The organism is Inhella proteolytica (genome assembly GCF_016093275.1).
Taxonomy (GTDB): Bacteria; Pseudomonadota; Gammaproteobacteria; order Burkholderiales; family Burkholderiaceae_C; genus Inhella; species Inhella proteolytica.
Genome location: NZ_JAEDAK010000003.1, coordinates 310,852 through 328,113 on the forward strand (window position 1 = coordinate 310,852; position 17,262 = coordinate 328,113).

Here is a 17,262-nt window from a genome sequence, read left to right on the forward strand (position 1 = left end):
CCCGCCGGGCGCAAACAACAAGGGGCGCCGCGGCGCCCCTTGTTCATTCGGCTTACTGCTTCACGCAGTCCACGTAGTAGCGGCCCTTGCCAGTTTCCTCATCGATCTCGTGCACCAAGCCATGCACATCGGTGGCAAAACCCGGGAACTTGGCGTTGAAGGCGCGCGTGAACTTCAGGTAGTCGCAGATCTTCTTATTGAAGCGCTCACCCGGAATCAGCAGCGGAATACCCGGCGGGTAAGGCGTCAGCAGGCTGGTGGTGATGCGACCTTCGAGCTCATCAATGCCGACGCGCTCGGTGCGGCGCTGCGCGATGTGCGCGTAGGCGTCGGTCGGGGTCATCGCCGGCTGCAGGTTCGACAGGTACATGTCGGTCGTCAGCCGGGCGATGTCGCCCTCGGCATAGGCCTCGTGGATGCTCTGGCAAAGATCGCGCAGGCCCATGCGCTCGTACTTCGGGTGCGCGGCGCAGAACTCCGGCAGGATGCGCCACAGCGGCGCGTTCTTGTCGTAGTCGTCCTTGAACTGCTGCAGTGCGGTGAGCAGGGTGTTCCAGCGGCCTTTGGTGATGCCGATGGTGAACATGATGAAGAAGGAGTACAGGCCAGTCTTCTCGACCACCACGCCGTGCTCGACCAGGAACTTGGTGACGACCGAGGCCGGAATGCCAGTCTTGGCGAAGCGCCCTTCCATGTCCATGCCCGGCGTGATGACGGTGGACTTGATCGGGTCCAGCATGTTGAAGCCCTCGGCCAGCGCGCCGAAGCCATGCCACTCCTCGTTGGCGTGCAGCATCCAGTCGGCCGACTTGGGGTCGCTGGTCTCGGCTAGATGGTCCGGGCCCCAGACCTTGAACCACCAGTCGTCGCCGTAGTCCTCGTCGACCTTGCGCATGGCGCGGCGGAAGTCCAGCGACTCACGGATGCTTTCCTCGACCAGCGCCGTGCCGCCCGGGGGCTCCATCATGGCCGCGGCCACATCGCAGCTGGCGATGATCGAGTACTGCGGGCTGGTGCTGGTATGCATCAGGTAGGCCTCGTTGAACAGGTGCTTATCCAGCTTGACCTGTTGCGAGTCCTGCACCAGCACCTGCGAGGCCTGCGAGATGCCGGCGAGCAGCTTGTGAGTCGACTGCGTCGCGTAGACCATGGCCTGCTTGGGGCGCGGGCGGTTCTTGCCCATCGCGTGGAATTGACCGTAGAAGTCGTGGAAGGCGGCATGCGGCAGCCAGGCCTCGTCGAAGTGCAGGGTCGGGATGAAGCCGTCCAGCTTGTGCTTGATGGTCTCGGTGTTGTAGAGCACGCCGTCGTAAGTGCTCTGCGTCAGCGTCAGGATCGAGGGCTTGACGGTCGCCGGGTCGACATGCGCCAGCAGCGGGTTGGCGGCGATCTTGGCGCGGATGGTCTCGGGCGAGAACTCGCTTTCGGGGATCGGGCCGATGATGCCGTGGTGGTTGCGCGTCGGGGTCAGGAAGACGGGGATCGCGCCACACATGATGATGGCGTGCAGATTGCTCTTGTGGCAGTTGCGGTCGATCACGACCACGTCGCCGGGCGCCACGGTGTGGTGCCAGACCATCTTGTTCGAGGTGCTGGTGCCGTTGGTGACGAAGAAGCAGTGGTCGGCATTGAAGATGCGCGCGGCGTTCTTTTCGCTGGCGGCGACCGGACCGGTGTGGTCGAGCAGCTGGCCGAGTTCTTCCACCGCATTGCAGACGTCGGCGCGCAGCATGTTCTCGCCGAAGAACTGGTGGAACATCTGGCCCACCGGGCTCTTCAGGAAGGCGACGCCGCCGCTGTGGCCTGGGCAGTGCCAGCTGTAGGAGCCGTCCTGGGCGTAGTCCATCAGCGCCTTGAAGAAGGGCGGAGCCAGGCCATCCAGGTAGCTCTTGGCCTCGCGGATGATGTGGCGCGCCACGAACTCCGGCGTGTCCTCGAACATGTGGATGAAGCCGTGCAGTTCCCGCAGCACATCGTTGGGCAGGTGCTGGCTGGTGCGCGTCTCGCCGTAGATGTAGATCGGGATGTCCGGGTTGCGGAAGCGGATCTCCTCGATGAACTTGCGCAAATTCAGCACCGCCGGGTCGAGCTCGGGGCCGGGGGTGAACTCCTCGTCGTCGATCGACAGGATGAAGGCCGAGGCGCGGCTTTGCTGCTGGGCGAACTGCGAGAGGTCACCGTAGCTGGTCACGCCCAGCACGTCCATGCCCTCGCGTTTGATGGCGTCCGCCAGCGCGCGAATGCCCAGACCCGAGGCGTTCTCGGAGCGGTAGTCCTCATCAATGATGACGATGGGGAAGTGGAAACGCAGCATGGCAGGGCTCCGAGGGGCCGGTCAGGAAAAAGGGCGCGCAGTTTAGGGCGCGGACCGGTCAATCGTATGAAGGTCAGCCGCCTAAACTGGCCCGACAGCCAAGACGTCCGGGAGGACCTGTATGAATGACGCCACCACCTGGTGGTTGCTGGCCGGTGCGCTGGTCGCCGCCGAGCTGCTGACCGGCAGCTTCTATCTGCTCATGCTCGCCCTGGGCGCGGCCACGGGCGCCCTCTGCGCCCACCTGGGCTTGGGCACGCAGCTGCAGATCGTGGCGGCCGCCGCTGCCGGAGCGCTCAGCACCTTCGCCTGGTATCGGTACCGCCGCGCCAGGGGCGCCGAATCGACGGCGATCGAGAGCAACCGTGATGTGAACCTGGACATCGGCCAGACCGTGCAGGTCGGCCAATGGGATTCGCTGGGGCAGACGCAGGTCAGCTACCGCGGCGCCACCTGGCATGCGCAGTTCGCGGGTCCAGGCAGCCCCGCCCCCGGCATGCACCGCATCGTCGCCCTGCGCGGCAACACCCTTGAACTCGAACCCTGCTGAAAGACCCCCATGGAAATCGCACTCATCGTCGCCGTCATCGCCATCCTGTTCATCAGCCGGGCGATCAAGATCGTGCCGCAGCAGCATGCCTGGGTGGTGGAGCGCCTGGGCCGCTACGACCGCACGCTGGCACCCGGCCTGCGCGTGCTGGTGCCTTTCGTCGATCGCGTCTCCTACAAGCATTCGCTGAAGGAGATTCCGCTCGATGTGCCCAGCCAGGTCTGCATCACCAAGGACAACACCCAGCTGACGGTCGACGGCATCCTGTACTTCCAGGTCACCGACGCCATGCGCGCCAGCTACGGCAGCAGCAACTTCATCGTCGCCATCACGCAGCTGGCCCAGACCACGCTGCGCTCGGTGATCGGCCGCATGGAGCTGGACAAGACCTTCGAGGAACGCGACGCCATCAACGCCTCGGTCGTCTCGGCGCTGGACGAGGCCGCGCTGAACTGGGGCGTGAAAGTGCTGCGCTACGAGATCAAGGACCTGACGCCGCCGGCCGAGATCCTGCGCTCGATGCAGGCGCAGATCACCGCCGAGCGCGAGAAGCGCGCGCTCATCGCCGCCTCCGAGGGCCGCCGCCAGGAGCAGATCAACATCGCCACCGGCGAGCGCGAGGCGGCCATTGCCCGCTCCGAAGGCGAGAAGCAGGCCGAGATCAACAAGGCCCAGGGTGAGGCGGCCGCCATCACCGCGGTGGCCGATGCCACGGCCGACGCCATCCGCAAGATTGCCGAGGCCATCCGCTCCCCCGGCGGCGAGCAGGCCGTGCAGCTCAAGGTGGCCGAAAAGGCGGTGGACGCCTACGCCCAGCTGGCCCAGAAGAACAACACGATGATCGTGCCCGGCAACATGAGCGAGGTGGGCGGCCTGATCGGCACCGCGATGGCCCTGCTCAAGGGCGGCCAGAAGGCCTGATTGTTCTGGTTAGAATGCCGGGTTCCGGAGAGATGGATGAGTGGTTTAAGTCGCACGCCTGGAAAGCGTGTGTGGGTTAACAGCCCACCGCGGGTTCGAATCCCGCTCTCTCCGCCAGACAGAAAGCAAAAACGGGCCTTCGTGGCCCGTTTTTCTTGGTCATCGAACTCGCTCAAACGCCCTTGGAATGCGGCGTCAGCGTGATCTGTGTCTGGGCAAAGCCTTCCGGCGCCGCCGAGTCGCTGTCGAAATAGGGTTCGCTGGCCAACAGAGCCGCGCCACCCACCGAATCCTGACCGGACTTCGCCGACTTGCCGCGCGGCGCATCGTGCAAGGCCTGTTCGCGGCGCAGGTCGGTCAGATCGGCCTGCAACTGCTCGATCTGCTTGAAGGCCTGGGCCTTCTGCTGCTCCAGCTGCTTGCGCAGTTGCTCGTACTTGTGCATGCGCGTCTGCGCCTGCTTGAGCTTGCTCTGCAGCGCCACCCAGGCGCCGGCCGCACCGGCCAGTGCGGCCACCAACGCCACCACCACCATCACTGCCATGTTTTCCATCGGGGACCCTCCTTTGCAGGGCACCCCGAAGGAGGTCCCACGACGACACTTTTCGTGCAGAACCGCACACCCCACCAGCGGGGAAACGCTTAGCACCCGGCCGCAAGACCCAGGCCAAGCCGAGGCCATCGGCGCTTCCGATGCTGCGCTGCAACATGAAGACTAGGATGGCGGGATGCCAACCCTTTCTCCCCGCCCTCATGTGCTGGTGATCGGTTGCGGCTTTGGCGGTCTTGAAGCCATCCGCGCCCTGCGCCGCGCGCCGCTCGACATCACCGTCGTCGACCGCACCAACCACCACCTCTTCCAGCCCCTGCTTTACCAGGTGGCCACGGCCGGCTTGTCGGCCCCATCCATCGCCGCCCCGATCCGCCATGTGCTGCGCGCCCAGGCCAATGTGCGCACGCTGCTGGGCGATGTGCAGCGCATTGACCCCCAGGCGCGTACGGTGACCCTCGAGGACGGCCAGGAGCTGCACTGGGACCATCTGATCGTCGCCGCCGGCGCCACGCACAGCTATTTCGGCAACGACGCCTGGGCGCCGCACGCGCCCGGCCTGAAGACACTGGCGGACGCCTTCGAGATCCGCCGCCGCGTGCTGCGTGCCTTCGAGGCAGCCGAGCGCGAGCCGGACCCCGCGCGCCGCGCCGGCTGGCTGCAGTTCGTGGTGATCGGTGCCGGCCCCACCGGCGTGGAGATGGCGGGCACCCTGGCCGAGATCGCCCGCCGTACCCTGGTTGGTGAGTTCCGCCAGATTAATCCGGCGAGCGCGCGCGTGGTGCTGGTGGAAGGGGCGGAGCGCGTGCTGCAGACCATGCCGCCCACGCTGAGCGAGAGCGCGCGCCGGCAACTGCAGCAACTGGGCGTGGACGTGCTGCTGAACCAGCGCGTCACGGCCATCGATGGCGAGGGCGTCACCCTGCAGGGGCAGGACGGCGCGCAACGCCTGCACAGCCACTGCGTGATCTGGGCGGCCGGCGTGGCGGCCTCGCCGCTGGGCCGGCAGCTCGCCGAGGCCTGTGGCGCCCTGCTCGACCGCGCTGGGCGCGTGCAGGTGGAGGCGGATCTGAGCCTGCCCGGGCACCCGCACATCAGCGTCATCGGCGACCTGGCCGCCGCACGCAGCGGCGGGCCGGAGGGGCGGCCGGTGCCCGGGGTCTCACCCGCCGCCAAGCAGATGGGCCGCTGGGCCGCCGCCAATCTGCTGCGACGCCTGGCGGGCCGCCCCACCCTGCCCTTCCGCTACCGCGACTACGGCAACCTCGCCACCATCGGGCGCCACAGCGCGGTGGTCGATCTCGGCACACCGCTGGGGCCCTTGCGCTTCTCCGGCTATCTGGCCTGGCTGTTCTGGCTGTTTGCGCACGTCTACTTCCTCATCGACTTCCGCAGCCGCCTGGTGGTGCTGATGGACTGGGCCTGGGCCTACTGGACCCACGAGCGCCATGCCCGCGTCATCAGCGATCTGGGGTCGCGTCAGTTCCCACCAATGGGGGATGGAGCGGCACGCGATCGGCCCGCACAGTCCCCGCATGCGACCGAACCGTAGCCCCCTGACCCCCGTGCTCCACCTCGAAGAACCCGCCAAACCGCTGCGCAGCGCCGAAGCGCGTGCCAGCCTGGCCGGGCTGGAGGTGTCGGAGACCGCCATCCAGGACTGGCTGGCCGCCGGGGGCGAGCGCCGCAAGCAGCCGCGCCTGCCGCTGGCGACGGAGCCTGCCAAGGTCGGGCTCTAAGTCAGCGGCTGGCGGCCCACTCCGCCACGGCATCCAGCACGGCGCGGCCCCGTTGCGGCAGATCCGGGCTGTCGTGGTTGATCCAGGCCACCAGCACCCAGGGTCGGCCGGCGCGGTCCCATAGATAGCCCGCGAGGCCAACGACGTCGCGCAAGGTGCCGGTCTTAAGCCGGGCGCGGCCCTGCGCGGGGCCGTGTTTCAGGCGGCGGCTCAGGGTGCCGTCCTCGCCCGCCACGGGCAGGGTGTTCAGAAACTCGGGGAGATGGCGCTGCTCGCGCCAGACGGTTTGCAGCAGATCGGCCATCTGGCGCGCGCTGATGCGCTCGCTGCGTGAAAGGCCGGAGCCGTTGTCCATCACCAGGCCCTCGACCGGGATGCCGCGCTCCGCGAACCAGGTCTGCACGGCGCGCCCGGCGGCCGACAGCGTGGGCTCGCCCGGGCGGGCCACGGCGGCGCCCAGGCGCTGGTACAGCAGACGGGTCTGGGCGTTGTCGCTGCGCTTCATCAGGCCACGCAGCAGTTCGGCCAGCGGCCGCTCCAGGTGGCGGGCCAGCAGCAGGCTGTCGGGCGGGGTGCGCCCTGCTTGCACCTCGGCGTGCGCGCCCCATTGCCCGCCCAGTTCGGCCCAAAACTGGCGCAGCGCCCGCTCCCACAGCACCTGCCTATCCACCAGCTGCAGGGCCTGGCTGACGCGGCATTTCGGCGGGAATTCGCCCTGCAGGCGCACGCGCTGCCGGTCATCCGCCTCACGCACCACCTGGGGCGCCTGCCAGCCGTCCTCCCAGTCGGCACAGGCACGCGCGGCCGGCCGCAGGCCGGAGAGATCCAGCTCGATGCCGGGCAGCACGGGGCTGAGCCGCCCCTGCATCACGCCCTGGGCGCTGCTCTGCAGCTCCAGGCGCTGCAGGCTGCCGGCGAGCTGCAGCGCGTCGGGGATGACGTTGTAGGGGAACTCGGGCGTGTCGTCGAAGGGGGGCAGGCCTTGATCGGGGCGCTCGGGCTGGAACAGGCTGCGGTCCAGCACCACGCCGCCGCGCAGCTCGCGCACGCCCTGTTCGCGCAGTTCGCGCAGCAGCTGGTGCAGCTCGGCATAGCCCAGATCGGCCTCGCCCCCGCCGCGCACGTACAGCGGGCCGTGCAGCACGCCGTCGGCATCGGGCGGGGTGGTGGCGCGCAGCTCGGTGGCGGCGCGGGCATTGGGGCCCAGGCGTTCCAGCGCTACGGCGGCCGTCACGAGCTTCATGGTGGAACCAGGCGCCATGGCGCGCTGGGCCTGCAGCGCCAGCACCGGCGCCGCCTGGCCGACCGGCTCCAGCAGCAAGGCCAGGCTGTCCGCGGGCAGTCCCTGGGCCTGCAACGCGGTCTGCAGCGGGTCCGGCAAGGGGCGGTGGGCGCAGGCCGCCAACAGGAGGGGGGCGGCACAAAGGAGGGCGAATCGGCGAAGCAGGTACATGGCCCCGCCATGCTGCCAGCCTGCACCGGGCGGCAGTTGCTTCTTTCCCAAACAGGCAATACCGGTTGAGAGCGCGCGCATTCCCACGAGTTATGGTTTGCTCACAAGTCGTGATCACCATTTGCACCACAAACCGGGGCGCGCCCTCTGTGCGAGTGGGGGTCTGCATGGTGAAGATCGCGGCCACGCTTCCAACCACAACCTGCAGTCGGAGTCCCTGATGAAACGCACCCGCATCGCCCAAGCCCTGGCCCTGGTGGGCCTGGTCAGCCCCAGCCTCGCGCAGACCACCCCGCCCACCGGCGAAGCCAAGCTCGAGAAAGTGGTGATCACGGGTTCGAGCATCAAGCGCCTGAAGGACGAAGGGGCGCTGCCGGTGCAGATCATCAGCCGCAGCGAGATGGAGCGCCAGGGCATCGCCTCCACCGAGCAGCTGATCGCCAGCCTGAACATCAACGGCAACGGCCTGGACAACCTGGCCGGCAATGCCGACGTGGTGGACGGCGCGGCGCGCGGCAACAACGGCGCCACCAGCGCCAACCTGCGCGGCCAGGGCAGCAACGCCACCCTGGTGCTGCTGAACGGCCGCCGCGTGGCCTCGCACGGCCTGAATGGCGGCACGGTGGACCTGAACCAGATCCCCTTCGCGGCCATCGAGCGCGTGGAGGTGCTGAAGGACGGCGCCTCGGCCATCTACGGCACCGATGCCATCGGCGGCGTCATCAACTTCATCCTGCGCACGCGCTTTGAAGGCCTGGTGATGAATGCCATGGTCGACATTCCGCAGGACAAGGGCGGCGAGATCTACGGAGCCGATATCACCACCGGATTTGGCGACCTCGACCGTCAAGGCTTCAACTTCCTGGCCTCGCTCTCGGTGCGGGACCACAAGATCCTGCGCGGTGACCAGCGCGACTTCGTCAACACCTACCAGCCCGACCGCGGTGTGGCGCCGGACACGCGCGGCACGCCCATCGCCACCGCCTTCGCCATCAGCACCCTGTACAGCGCGCTGAGCCGCGACAACCTCAACAACACCGGCCGCGGCACCGGCCCGGCCGACTTTGCCGACCCCACGCTGCGCGTGAACGGCATCAACGTGCTGGACCTACCCGGCCAGGCGGGCTGCGGCTCGGTGGACGGCATGAGCCCCTACGAGGAAAAGCTCTGGGCCACCGCCGCCAGCAAGTACGGCTGCGCCTGGGACACCGGCCGTGCCGCGGTGATCCAGCAGCCGGTGAAGAACACCAACCTGGTCTCGCGCCTGACCTTCCGCGCCGGTGAACACCAGATCGCCGCCGAGGCGGTGCTGGGCAAGAGCGAGTCGGCCAAGAGCTTCTCGAACAACCAGATCAGCAGCAGCACGGTGACGACCACCACGCTGCCCAATGGCACGCGCGTGCCCAACCCCTTCTACAACTTGGCCTACCCGAGCAGCGGCAGCTCCTACAACGAAGTCTTCAACAAGCTGGTGGCCGCCTTCCCGGCGCTGGAGGCCAACCGCGGGCAGCCGATCGCCTTCCGCTGGCGCTGCATGCCCTGCGGCCCGCGCGAGATTGAGACCGAGACCGACACCGCACGCTTCCTGCTGGGCGCCGATGGCCCGCTGCCCTTCTTGCCCGAGTGGGAGTACCGCGTGGGCCTGAACCGCGCCACCAGCAAGAGCAGCTCGGTCGTGGGCACCGGCTACCACTACCACCAGAAGTTCGCCGACCTGCTGAACAACGGCACGCTCAACCCCTTCTCGCTGACGCAGACGCCGCAGGCCCTGCAGGCGCTGGACGCCATCTCGGCCAAGGGCGTCACGCTCTACGGCGGCAAGTACACGATGACGCAGGCCGATGCGTCGGTCTCCGGCCCGCTGTTCAAGCTGCCCGGCGGCATGGCCATGGCGGCCTTCGGCCTGGACAAGCGCACCGAGGAATACAAGTTCGACGGTGACCAGCGCCCCAACGCGAACACCGTGGACGCGCTGATCTTCAACGTGCCCTTCGACAACGCCCTGGCCACCGCCGGCACGCTCAAGCGCGACATCAAGGCGGTGTACGGTGAAATCGCCCTGCCGGTCTTCAAGGGTTTCGAGGCCGTGGGCGCCGTGCGCCAGGACGACTACACCGGCTTCGGCAAGAGCACCAATCCGAAGCTGACTCTGCGCTACACCCCGTTTGAGGAGCTGCTGCTGCGCGGCTCCTACAGCACGGGTTTCCGGGTGCCCACCTTCAAGCAGGCGCAAGACCCGATCACCGAAAGCCAGTACACCGGTGCTGACCTGACCGACCCGGCCAAATGCCCAAGCCGCGCCGTCTCCACCACGCCGGGCTGCGAAGCCATCCGCCCGCTGGTGTTGTTCGGCGGCAAGCCCGAGCTGGAGCCCGAGGAGGCTAAGATGACCAGCGCCGGCGTGGTCATCCAGCCCAGCAAGGACCTGGTGGCCAGCCTGGACTGGTGGAAGGTGCGCCGCGAGGGCACGATCCTGAGCTACGGCATCACCACCATCCTGAACAACTACCAGTACTTCCCGGACAACCTGCGCCGCGATGCCTCCGGCAACCTGGTGGCGGTGGACACGCGCTGGGTCAATGCCGGTGAATCCATCACCGAAGGCCTGGACCTGAGCCTGCGCGGCAGCACCATGTGGGCCGATGCACGCTGGACGGCAGGCTTCGATGTCTCCTACTTGCTGGAAAAGCGCTCGCGCCCGCTCAAGTCCGCCCCCATGGGCCCGAGCGAGATCGGCGTGTTCACGCGCTCGGGCGATCTGGGCATCCGCTGGAAGCACACCGCCTCGCTGACGCGCACGGCCGGCGACTGGACCGCCACCATCAGTCAGACCTTCCGCGACGGCTACAAGGACTACACCCTGCCTGGCGTGGCCAACGGCACGGTCAAGCCCGCCAACTGGCAGCCGAACGTGGAGAGCTACTCGGTGTTCAACCTCAGCGTGGGCTACACCGGCTTCAAGAACCTGACGCTGACCGCCGGCATCAAGAACCTGCTGGGCGACGACCCGCCCTTCAGCGTGACCTACGACACCAACACCGGTGCCGGCAGCAGCTGGGAGCCCCGCGTGGCCGACCCGCGCGGCCGCAGCTTCACGCTGCGCCTGGAGTACAAGTTCTTCTAAGCCGGCACGGCGTAACCGGCGGCCAGGTGCCGCCGGTGCACCGCCAAGCCCGCCGTAGCCAGCAGCCACAGGGCCAGCAGGGCGAACTTGAGAGCGTGGGCGGCGCTGGCCAACTGCAGGCTGAGCGAGTCGGCTTCCGGCGCATGCGGCCACCAAAGCGCGGCCAGCGCGCCCGCCAGCAGCACGCAGGCACCCAACAGCCCCACCTGCAACCACAGCGGCGACTCATGTGCCGCTTCGGCCCAGGTGCCCAGCAGGGGCACGCGCACCCACAGGCCGAAGGTCAGGGTCGCGCACAGCGCCATGCCCAGCAGCAGGTCCAGTTCCTGGTGATGCAGGGCGGCGGCGTTCTCCACCAGATCGGCCGCCACCAGCAGCAGCGGCAGGGTGAAACCGACACCGCGCCAGGTGGCCAGCTTCAGGTGCCCGCCCTCGGGTGTGCGCGGCGGCAGCCACAGCGCCCACGCCCGCCACATGACCAGCCAGTACAGCGGCAGGAACAGCGCCGTGTCGATCACCAGGTAGGCCACGAAACCGGCAAAGCCCCAGCCGTTCAGCGCCAGCTGCCAGCGCACCATCTGGTTGGCCACCCGGGAGCCATCCGTCCACGCCAGCAGGGCCTCGATCCAGACCCCGCCGCCACGCACATAGAGCAGCAGTTGCAGCACGCTGAGCACAGCACCGATGCCGAGCAGGCCCCAGAGCAGGTGACGCAGCGGGATCGCATCGGGTGTTCGGGGTTCGAGCTCGTCCATCAGCATGTCAAACCTCTGCAGCGGGCTGTCGATGGGCCCTAGCCTACTCCCGCCCCATGCACACGATGCGACGATTACCTGCAGTTATGCGCCGAGGCCCAGCATTCATTGGTTCCGCCGCCACAGCCTGCCTAGAGTGACCGCTCCTCGCTGACCCTTGCCCATGCTCAATACCGAGACGCCGAGCCCCCGCCACCCCGATCTGGACAGCTACCCCACCGGCCAACTGGTGCAGGCCTTTGTGGACGACCAGCTCGACGCGCTGCGCGCCGTGCAGGCCGCCGCACCCGCTTTGGCGCGCGCGGTGGAGGCCGCGCTGCCGCGTCTGCAGGCCGGTGGCCGGCTGATCTACGTCGGGGCCGGCACCTCCGGCCGGCTGGGCCTGCTGGATGGCGTGGAGCTGACGCCCACCTTTTCCTGGCCGCCGGAGCGCGCCTGCGCGCTGATCGCGGGCGGCCCCGGTGCGCTGATGAAGGCGGTGGAAGGCGCGGAGGACAACGCCAGCCAGGGCGCGGCCGATCTGCAGCAGCTGCAGCCGCGTGCGCAGGACGTGGTGATCGGCCTGGCCGCCAGTGGCGCCACACCCTATGTGCTGGGCGCACTGCAGGCGGCGCGCGCGGCGGGCTGTCTCACCATCGGCATGGCCAACAACCCGGGCGCGCCGGTGTGCACCCAGGCCGAGATCGGCGTGGTACTGGACAGCGGGCCGGAGATCATCTCGGGCAGCACGCGCCTCAAGGCCGGCACGGCACAGAAGATCGCGCTCAACACCTTCTCCAGCAGCCTGATGGTGAAGCTGCACAAGGTGCACGGCAATTTGATGGTGGACCTGCAGGCCACCAACGCCAAGCTGCGCCGCCGCGCGCTGGCCCTGACGCAGCGCGCCAGCGGTGCCGCCCCCGAGGCCGCCGAGTTGGCCCTGGCCCAGGCTGGCGGACAGGTAAAGCTGGCCATCCTGATGTTGCGCCGGCAGCTCACTGCACCCGCAGCCAAGACCCTGCTGGAGCGACACGCCGGCCATCTGCGCGCCGCCCTGGATGCCGCCTGAGATGCCGCGCTCACCCTGGGCCTGGATCCCCAGCCTTTACCTGCTGCAGGCCCTGCCTTATGTGACGGTGATGACCCTCTCGGTCGTCATGTACAAGAACCTGGGCCTGAGCAACACCGAGATCGCGCTCTACACCAGCTGGCTCTACCTGCCCTGGGTCATCAAGCCGCTGTGGAGCCCGCTGGTGGAGCTGCTGGGCACCAAGCGGCACTGGATCGTCGGCCTGCAGTTCTTGGTGGGCGCGGCGCTGGCCGGCGTGGCGCTCACGCTGCCGCTGGAGAGCTTCTTCCAGATGTCGCTGGCGGTGCTGTGGCTGATGGCCTTTGCCTCGGCCTCGCATGACATCGCCGCCGATGGCTTCTACCTGCTGGCGCTGCAAACCCACGAGCAAGCCGCCTTCGTGGGCGTGCGCTCGGCCTTCTACCGGCTGGCCAACATCGCCGGCCAGGGTGGGCTGGTCTACCTGGCCGGGTTCCTGACGGAGCGCTGGGGCAATGCCCGCTCCGCCTGGCAGGTGGTGATGGCGCTGCTGGCCGGGCTGTTCGTGCTGGTGGCGCTCTACCACCTGTGGGCCCTGCCCAAGCCCGCCGCCGACCGGCCCGCCCCGCGCCAGCAGGGCTTCTGGCGCGAATCGCTGCAGGTGTTTGCCGAGTTCTTCAGGAAGCCCGCCATCTGGGTGATCGTGGGCTTTCTGCTGCTCTACCGCTTCCCCGAGGCGCAGCTGCTCAAACTGGCCACGCCCTTCCTGCTGGACCCCACTGAGCAGGGCGGCCTGGGCCTGACGACGCAGCAGGTCGGCATCGCCTACGGCACCGTGGGCCTGAGTGCGCTGACCCTGGGCGGTCTGCTGGGCGGTTGGGTGATTGCGCGCGTGGGCCTGAAGGCGGCGCTGTGGCCGTTGATCCTGGCCATGCATGTGCCCAACATCGTCTTCCTGCTCATGGCCTGGGCCCAGCCGCAGAGCCTGTGGTGGATCAGCGCCGCGCTGGCGGTGGAGCAGTTTGGTTATGGGCTAGGGTTCACGGCCTACCTGATGGTGATGATCCTGGTGTCCGAAGGCCCGCACAAGACCGCGCATTACGCGCTGTGCACCGGCTTCATGGCGCTGGGGATGATGCTGCCCGGCATGTGGAGCGGCTGGCTGCAGGACCAGATCGGCTACCTCTGGTTCTTCGCCTGGGTGCTGCTGGCCACCCTGCCCTCGTTTGCGATGACGGCGCTGATCCAGGTGCCGGCGGGCTTCGGGAAGAAGGCATGACGCACGCCCCTACCCCGCGCCTGCTCTCCCTCGACGCCTTCCGCGGCTTCACCATCGCCGCCATGCTGCTGGTCAACAACCCGGGCAGCTGGAGCCATGTGTACGGCCCGCTGCTGCATGCACCCTGGCATGGCTGGACCTTCACCGACTGGGTCTTCCCCTTCTTCGTCTTCATCAGCGGCGTGGCCATGACGCTGAGCCTGACGCGCCGCGCCCAGGCCGGTGCCGACCGCGCGCAGCTGCTGCGCAGCACGCTGCGGCGCGGGGCGGTCATCGTGCTGATCGGCCTGCTGCTCAACGCCGTGCCGCAGTTCGACTGGGAGACCCTGCGCTGGCCCGGCGTGCTGCAGCGCCTGGGCCTGTGCACGATGCTGGCGGCACCGCTGGCCATTTACTTGGGCTGGCGCGCGCAGGCCGCGGTGGGCTTGGGCCTGCTGGGCCTCTACACCCTGCTCATGCTCTGCGTGCCCGTGCCGGGCGCCGACGGCGTGGTGCGTGTGGGCTCGCTCGAAAAGGGCCAGGACCTCGCGTCCTACGTGGACCGGGCCCTGATGGACGGCCATCTGTGGGCCCAGGCCAAGACTTGGGACCCCGAAGGCCTGCTCAGCACCCTGCCCGCGCTGGCCAGCCAGATTGCCGGCCTGCTGGTGGGGCACTGGTTGGCCACACCGCGCAGCGCCATGGAAAAGACTGCCTGGCTCTTCGTGGCCGGGCTGGCAGAGCTCTGGGCGGCCGAGGTGCTGGCGGCCTGGACGATGCCGATCAACAAATCGCTCTGGACGCCCGCCTATGTGGCCAGCACCGGCGGCTGGGCCTGCCTGGTGTTTGGCGTGTGCCATTGGCTGCTGGACAGCCAGCCCGACGCCGCCGCACGCAGCGCCTGGGCGCGCCGCCTGCACCCGCTGGTGGCGTTCGGCATGAACGCGCTCTTCCTCTTCGTGGCCAGCAGCCTGCTGGCCAAGCTGCTGGCCTTCTGGGCCCCCGGCGGCCAGAGCCTGAAGGCGCACGCCTTCGAGGGCCTGCAGGGCCTGGGCCTGGCGCCCATCAACGCCTCGCTGGCCTTCGCCTTGCTGTTCGTGGCCGCGTTTTGGGGCCTTGCCCAGTTCATGCACCAGCGCCGCTGGTTCATCACCGTATGAAGCGCCGCGAGTTGCTGCTGGCCACCCCTGCCCTGCTGGGCGGCTGCGCCGTGCTGGACCTGAGCGGCGTGCAGCCCGCCCCGGCCCTGCAGGCGCCGGCCATCCCACGCGAGTTCCGCGCCGCCTGGGTGGCCACGGTGGCCAACATCGACTGGCCCAGCCGCCCCGGCCTGCCCACGGCGGCGCAGCAGGAAGAAGCCCGCCGCGCCGTGCAGCAGGCCGCGCGCCTGGGGCTGAACGCCTTGATCCTGCAGGTGCGCACCGCGGCGGATGCGCTCTACCCCAGTGCGCTGGAGCCCTGGGCCGAGTGGCTGAGCGGCACCCAGGGCCAGGCGCCCGAACCCGCCTGGGACCCGCTGGCCTTCTGGCTGCGCGAAGCCCATGCCGCCGGGTTGGAGCTGCACGCCTGGCTCAACCCCTACCGCGCCCAACCCAGCGCCGCCAAGGGCCCGCGCAGCGCCACGCATGTCAGCCAGGCCCGCCCCGAGTGGGTGCGCCGCTATGGCGACCAGCTCTGGCTGGACCCGGCCGAGGAAGGCGCCGCCGCCCAGACCCTGGCCGTGGCGCGCGACCTGCTGGCCCGCTACCCGCTGGACGGCCTGCACATCGACGACTACTTCTACCCCTACCCGGTGAAGGACGCCGCGGGCCAGTGGGTGGACTTCCCCGACGAAGCCGCCTGGGCGCGCTACCAAGCGAGTGGCGGCCTCATGCGCCGCGCCGACTGGCGCCGCGCCCAGGTGGACGCCCTGGTGCAGCGCCTGCACGCCAGCGTGCACGAGCTGCGCCCCACGGCGCGCTTCGGCATCAGCCCCTTCGGCCTGATGAAGCCGGCGCTGCGGCCGGCCGGCATCCAGGGCTTCAGCCAGTTTGACCAGCTCTACGCCGATGTGGAGCGCTGGCTGAGTGAGGGCTGGCTGGACTACCTGGTGCCCCAGCTCTACTGGCCGCGCGCACAAACCGCCCAGGCCTTCGAGCCGCTGCTGCGCAGCTGGCAGCAACTGAACCCCAAGGGCCGGCACCTGTGGCCCGGCCTCTTCACCAGCAAGGTGACGGAGAAGGACGACAGCTGGCCGGTGGAGGAGATCGAGGCGCAGATTGCACTGACCCGCCAGGCCCAGGCCGGCGGCCATGTGCACTTCAGCTGGGTGGCGCTGGGGCAGAACCGGCGCGGCATGAGCGAGCGCCTGCGCACCCAGGCCTACGCCCAGGCCGCCCTGCCCCCGGCCACCCCCTGGCTGGCAGATGCGGTGCCTGGCCCGCTGCAACTGGAGCGCGTGCGCCCCGTAGGCGGCGCGCCGCAGTGGCAGCTGCGCGGGCCGGACGAAGCGCCGCTGCGCCGCTGGCTGTGGTGGCGCGAAGCCGGCGCCTGGCGCGGCGAGCTGCGCGGGCCCGGCCCCTTCGATTGGCCGGCGCAGGCCGACGCCCTGGTGGCCTGCGCCCTCAGCGTCACCGGCCTCGAAGGCCCGCGCGGCAGCTGGAGCCGCGCATGAAGCTGCTCTCCATCGGCCTGGACGCCGGCGGCACGCAAACCCGCTGGGCGGCAGTGAACGCGCAGGGCAGCCTGTGCGCCGAAGGCGAGGTGGCGCCCATCAGCGGCCTGCTGCTGGCCGACCCCGCCAAGCGCCAGCAGCTGCAGCAGGCCCTGAGCGAGCTGGCCGAAGCCCTGGCCCCGCTGGGCCGGGCGGTGGCGCTGTACGGCGGCATCACCGGCGTGGCCGAGCCCGAAGGCCCGGTGGCGCAGGAGCTGAACCGCCGCCTGGCCGAGGCGCTGCAGATCGAGCCCGCGCGCGTGGCTTGCCACAGCGACATGGACATCGCCTACCGCGCCGCCTTTGCGCCGGGCGCGGGCTACCTCGTCTACGCCGGCACGGGCGCCATTGCTGTGCACCTGGACGCCGCCGGCCAGCTGCACCGCGCCGGCGGCCGCGGCTACCTGCTGGGCGACGAAGGCGGTGGCTACTGGATTGCCCGCGAGGCCCTGGCCACCGTGTGGCGGCGCGAGGACGAAGCGCCTGAGAGCTGGCGCGAATCCCCCCTGGCCTGCGCCCTGTTCGAACGCCTGGGCGGCGCCGACTGGGCGCGCAGCCGCCAGTTCATGTACGGGGGCGACCGCGGCAGCATCGGCCGCCTGGCCCTGGCCGTGGCCGAGGCGGCCAGCACCGACCCGCAAGCCCGCGCCCTGCTGCGCCGCGCCGGCACCGAGCTGGCGCGCCTGCCTCTCTCCTTAAGCCGCCGCTTTGGCGCAAAACCCGTGCTGGCCGCCGGCCGCGCGCTGCTGCTGCACCCCCTGGTGCTGGACGGCCTGCGCGAGGCCCTGCCGCCCAGCCTGCCGCTCACCAGCGGCCAACTGGCCCCGCACACCACCGCGGCGCAGCTGGCCCATACCTTGTTGCGAACCCGATGAAGCG

At 69.3% G+C, this 17,262-nt stretch carries 14 protein-coding genes and 1 tRNA gene; 11 read left to right on the forward strand and 4 right to left on the reverse strand.

Annotated elements, in window-relative coordinates:
* Window positions 1–52: 52 nt before the first annotated feature.
* Window positions 53–2,314 (reverse strand): arginine/lysine/ornithine decarboxylase, encoded by a 2,262-nt coding sequence (locus tag I7X39_RS06480; RefSeq protein ID WP_198110155.1) that lies wholly within the window; start codon window positions 2,312–2,314, stop codon window positions 53–55.
* A 121-nt stretch (window positions 2,315–2,435) separates the two neighbouring features.
* Here I7X39_RS06480 and I7X39_RS06485 point away from each other — a divergent pair, with 121 nt between their 5' ends.
* The 3 genes from I7X39_RS06485 to I7X39_RS06495 all read left to right on the forward strand — a co-directional run bounded on the left by I7X39_RS06485 (window position 2,436) and on the right by I7X39_RS06495 (window position 3,902).
* Window positions 2,436–2,864 (forward strand): NfeD family protein, encoded by a 429-nt coding sequence (locus I7X39_RS06485; protein ID WP_198110156.1) that lies wholly within the window; start codon window positions 2,436–2,438, stop codon window positions 2,862–2,864.
* 9 nt (window positions 2,865–2,873) lie between these two features.
* Window positions 2,874–3,785: an SPFH domain-containing protein gene (locus I7X39_RS06490; protein WP_198110157.1), complete on the forward strand. Its 912-nt coding sequence runs from the start codon at window positions 2,874–2,876 to the stop codon at window positions 3,783–3,785.
* A gap of 26 nt (window positions 3,786–3,811) precedes the next feature.
* A tRNA-Ser gene (locus I7X39_RS06495) sits at window positions 3,812–3,902 on the forward strand.
* Between the two features lie 55 nt (window positions 3,903–3,957).
* Here the strand turns inward: I7X39_RS06495 and I7X39_RS06500 are convergent.
* Window positions 3,958–4,338 (reverse strand): hypothetical protein, encoded by a 381-nt coding sequence (locus I7X39_RS06500; RefSeq protein WP_198110158.1) that lies wholly within the window; start codon window positions 4,336–4,338, stop codon window positions 3,958–3,960.
* 175 nt (window positions 4,339–4,513) lie between these two features.
* Here I7X39_RS06500 and I7X39_RS06505 point away from each other — a divergent pair, with 175 nt between their 5' ends.
* The gene (locus I7X39_RS06505; RefSeq protein ID WP_198110159.1) at window positions 4,514–5,887 is read left to right on the forward strand and encodes an NAD(P)/FAD-dependent oxidoreductase; all 1,374 of its coding nucleotides are present in this window, start codon (window positions 4,514–4,516) and stop codon (window positions 5,885–5,887) included.
* A gap of 13 nt (window positions 5,888–5,900) precedes the next feature.
* Entirely contained in the window at window positions 5,901–6,074 is a 174-nt protein-coding gene (locus tag I7X39_RS06510; RefSeq protein WP_198110160.1) for a hypothetical protein, read from the forward strand.
* A gap of 1 nt (window position 6,075) precedes the next feature.
* On the opposite strand, the gene dacB is transcribed toward I7X39_RS06510, so the two are convergent.
* Window positions 6,076–7,455, reverse strand: a complete 1,380-nt coding sequence (gene dacB, locus I7X39_RS06515; RefSeq protein WP_198110161.1) for a D-alanyl-D-alanine carboxypeptidase/D-alanyl-D-alanine endopeptidase — start codon at window positions 7,453–7,455, stop codon at window positions 6,076–6,078.
* 292 nt (window positions 7,456–7,747) lie between these two features.
* On the opposite strand from dacB, the gene I7X39_RS06520 reads away from it, so the two are divergent.
* Window positions 7,748–10,651 carry a TonB-dependent receptor domain-containing protein gene (locus tag I7X39_RS06520; protein ID WP_198110162.1) on the forward strand — a complete coding sequence of 968 codons (2,904 nt, stop codon included), beginning with the start codon at window positions 7,748–7,750 and terminating at the stop codon, window positions 10,649–10,651.
* Here the strand turns inward: I7X39_RS06520 and I7X39_RS06525 are convergent.
* A complete protein-coding gene (locus I7X39_RS06525) occupies window positions 10,648–11,412 on the reverse strand; it encodes a hypothetical protein (protein WP_198110163.1) in 765 nt (254 codons plus the stop codon). The genes I7X39_RS06520 and I7X39_RS06525 overlap by 4 nt on opposite strands.
* A gap of 157 nt (window positions 11,413–11,569) precedes the next feature.
* On the opposite strand from I7X39_RS06525, the gene murQ reads away from it, so the two are divergent.
* The 5 genes from murQ to I7X39_RS06550 are packed head-to-tail and all read left to right on the forward strand — an operon-like array spanning window position 11,570 to window position 17,258.
* Window positions 11,570–12,454 (forward strand): N-acetylmuramic acid 6-phosphate etherase, encoded by an 885-nt coding sequence (murQ, locus tag I7X39_RS06530; RefSeq protein WP_198110248.1) that lies wholly within the window; start codon window positions 11,570–11,572, stop codon window positions 12,452–12,454.
* 1 nt (window position 12,455) lies between these two features.
* Window positions 12,456–13,712: an MFS transporter gene (locus I7X39_RS06535; protein WP_232351752.1), complete on the forward strand. Its 1,257-nt coding sequence runs from the start codon at window positions 12,456–12,458 to the stop codon at window positions 13,710–13,712.
* A complete protein-coding gene (locus I7X39_RS06540; RefSeq protein ID WP_198110165.1) occupies window positions 13,709–14,851 on the forward strand; it encodes an acyltransferase family protein in 1,143 nt (380 codons plus the stop codon). The genes I7X39_RS06535 and I7X39_RS06540 overlap by 4 nt, the downstream gene beginning before the upstream one ends.
* Window positions 14,848–16,344, forward strand: a complete 1,497-nt coding sequence (locus I7X39_RS06545; protein WP_198110166.1) for a glycoside hydrolase family 10-like protein — start codon at window positions 14,848–14,850, stop codon at window positions 16,342–16,344. The genes I7X39_RS06540 and I7X39_RS06545 overlap by 4 nt, the downstream gene beginning before the upstream one ends.
* A complete protein-coding gene (locus I7X39_RS06550) occupies window positions 16,341–17,258 on the forward strand; it encodes an N-acetylglucosamine kinase (protein WP_198110167.1) in 918 nt (305 codons plus the stop codon). The genes I7X39_RS06545 and I7X39_RS06550 overlap by 4 nt, the downstream gene beginning before the upstream one ends.
* Window positions 17,259–17,262: the final 4 nt, after the last annotated feature.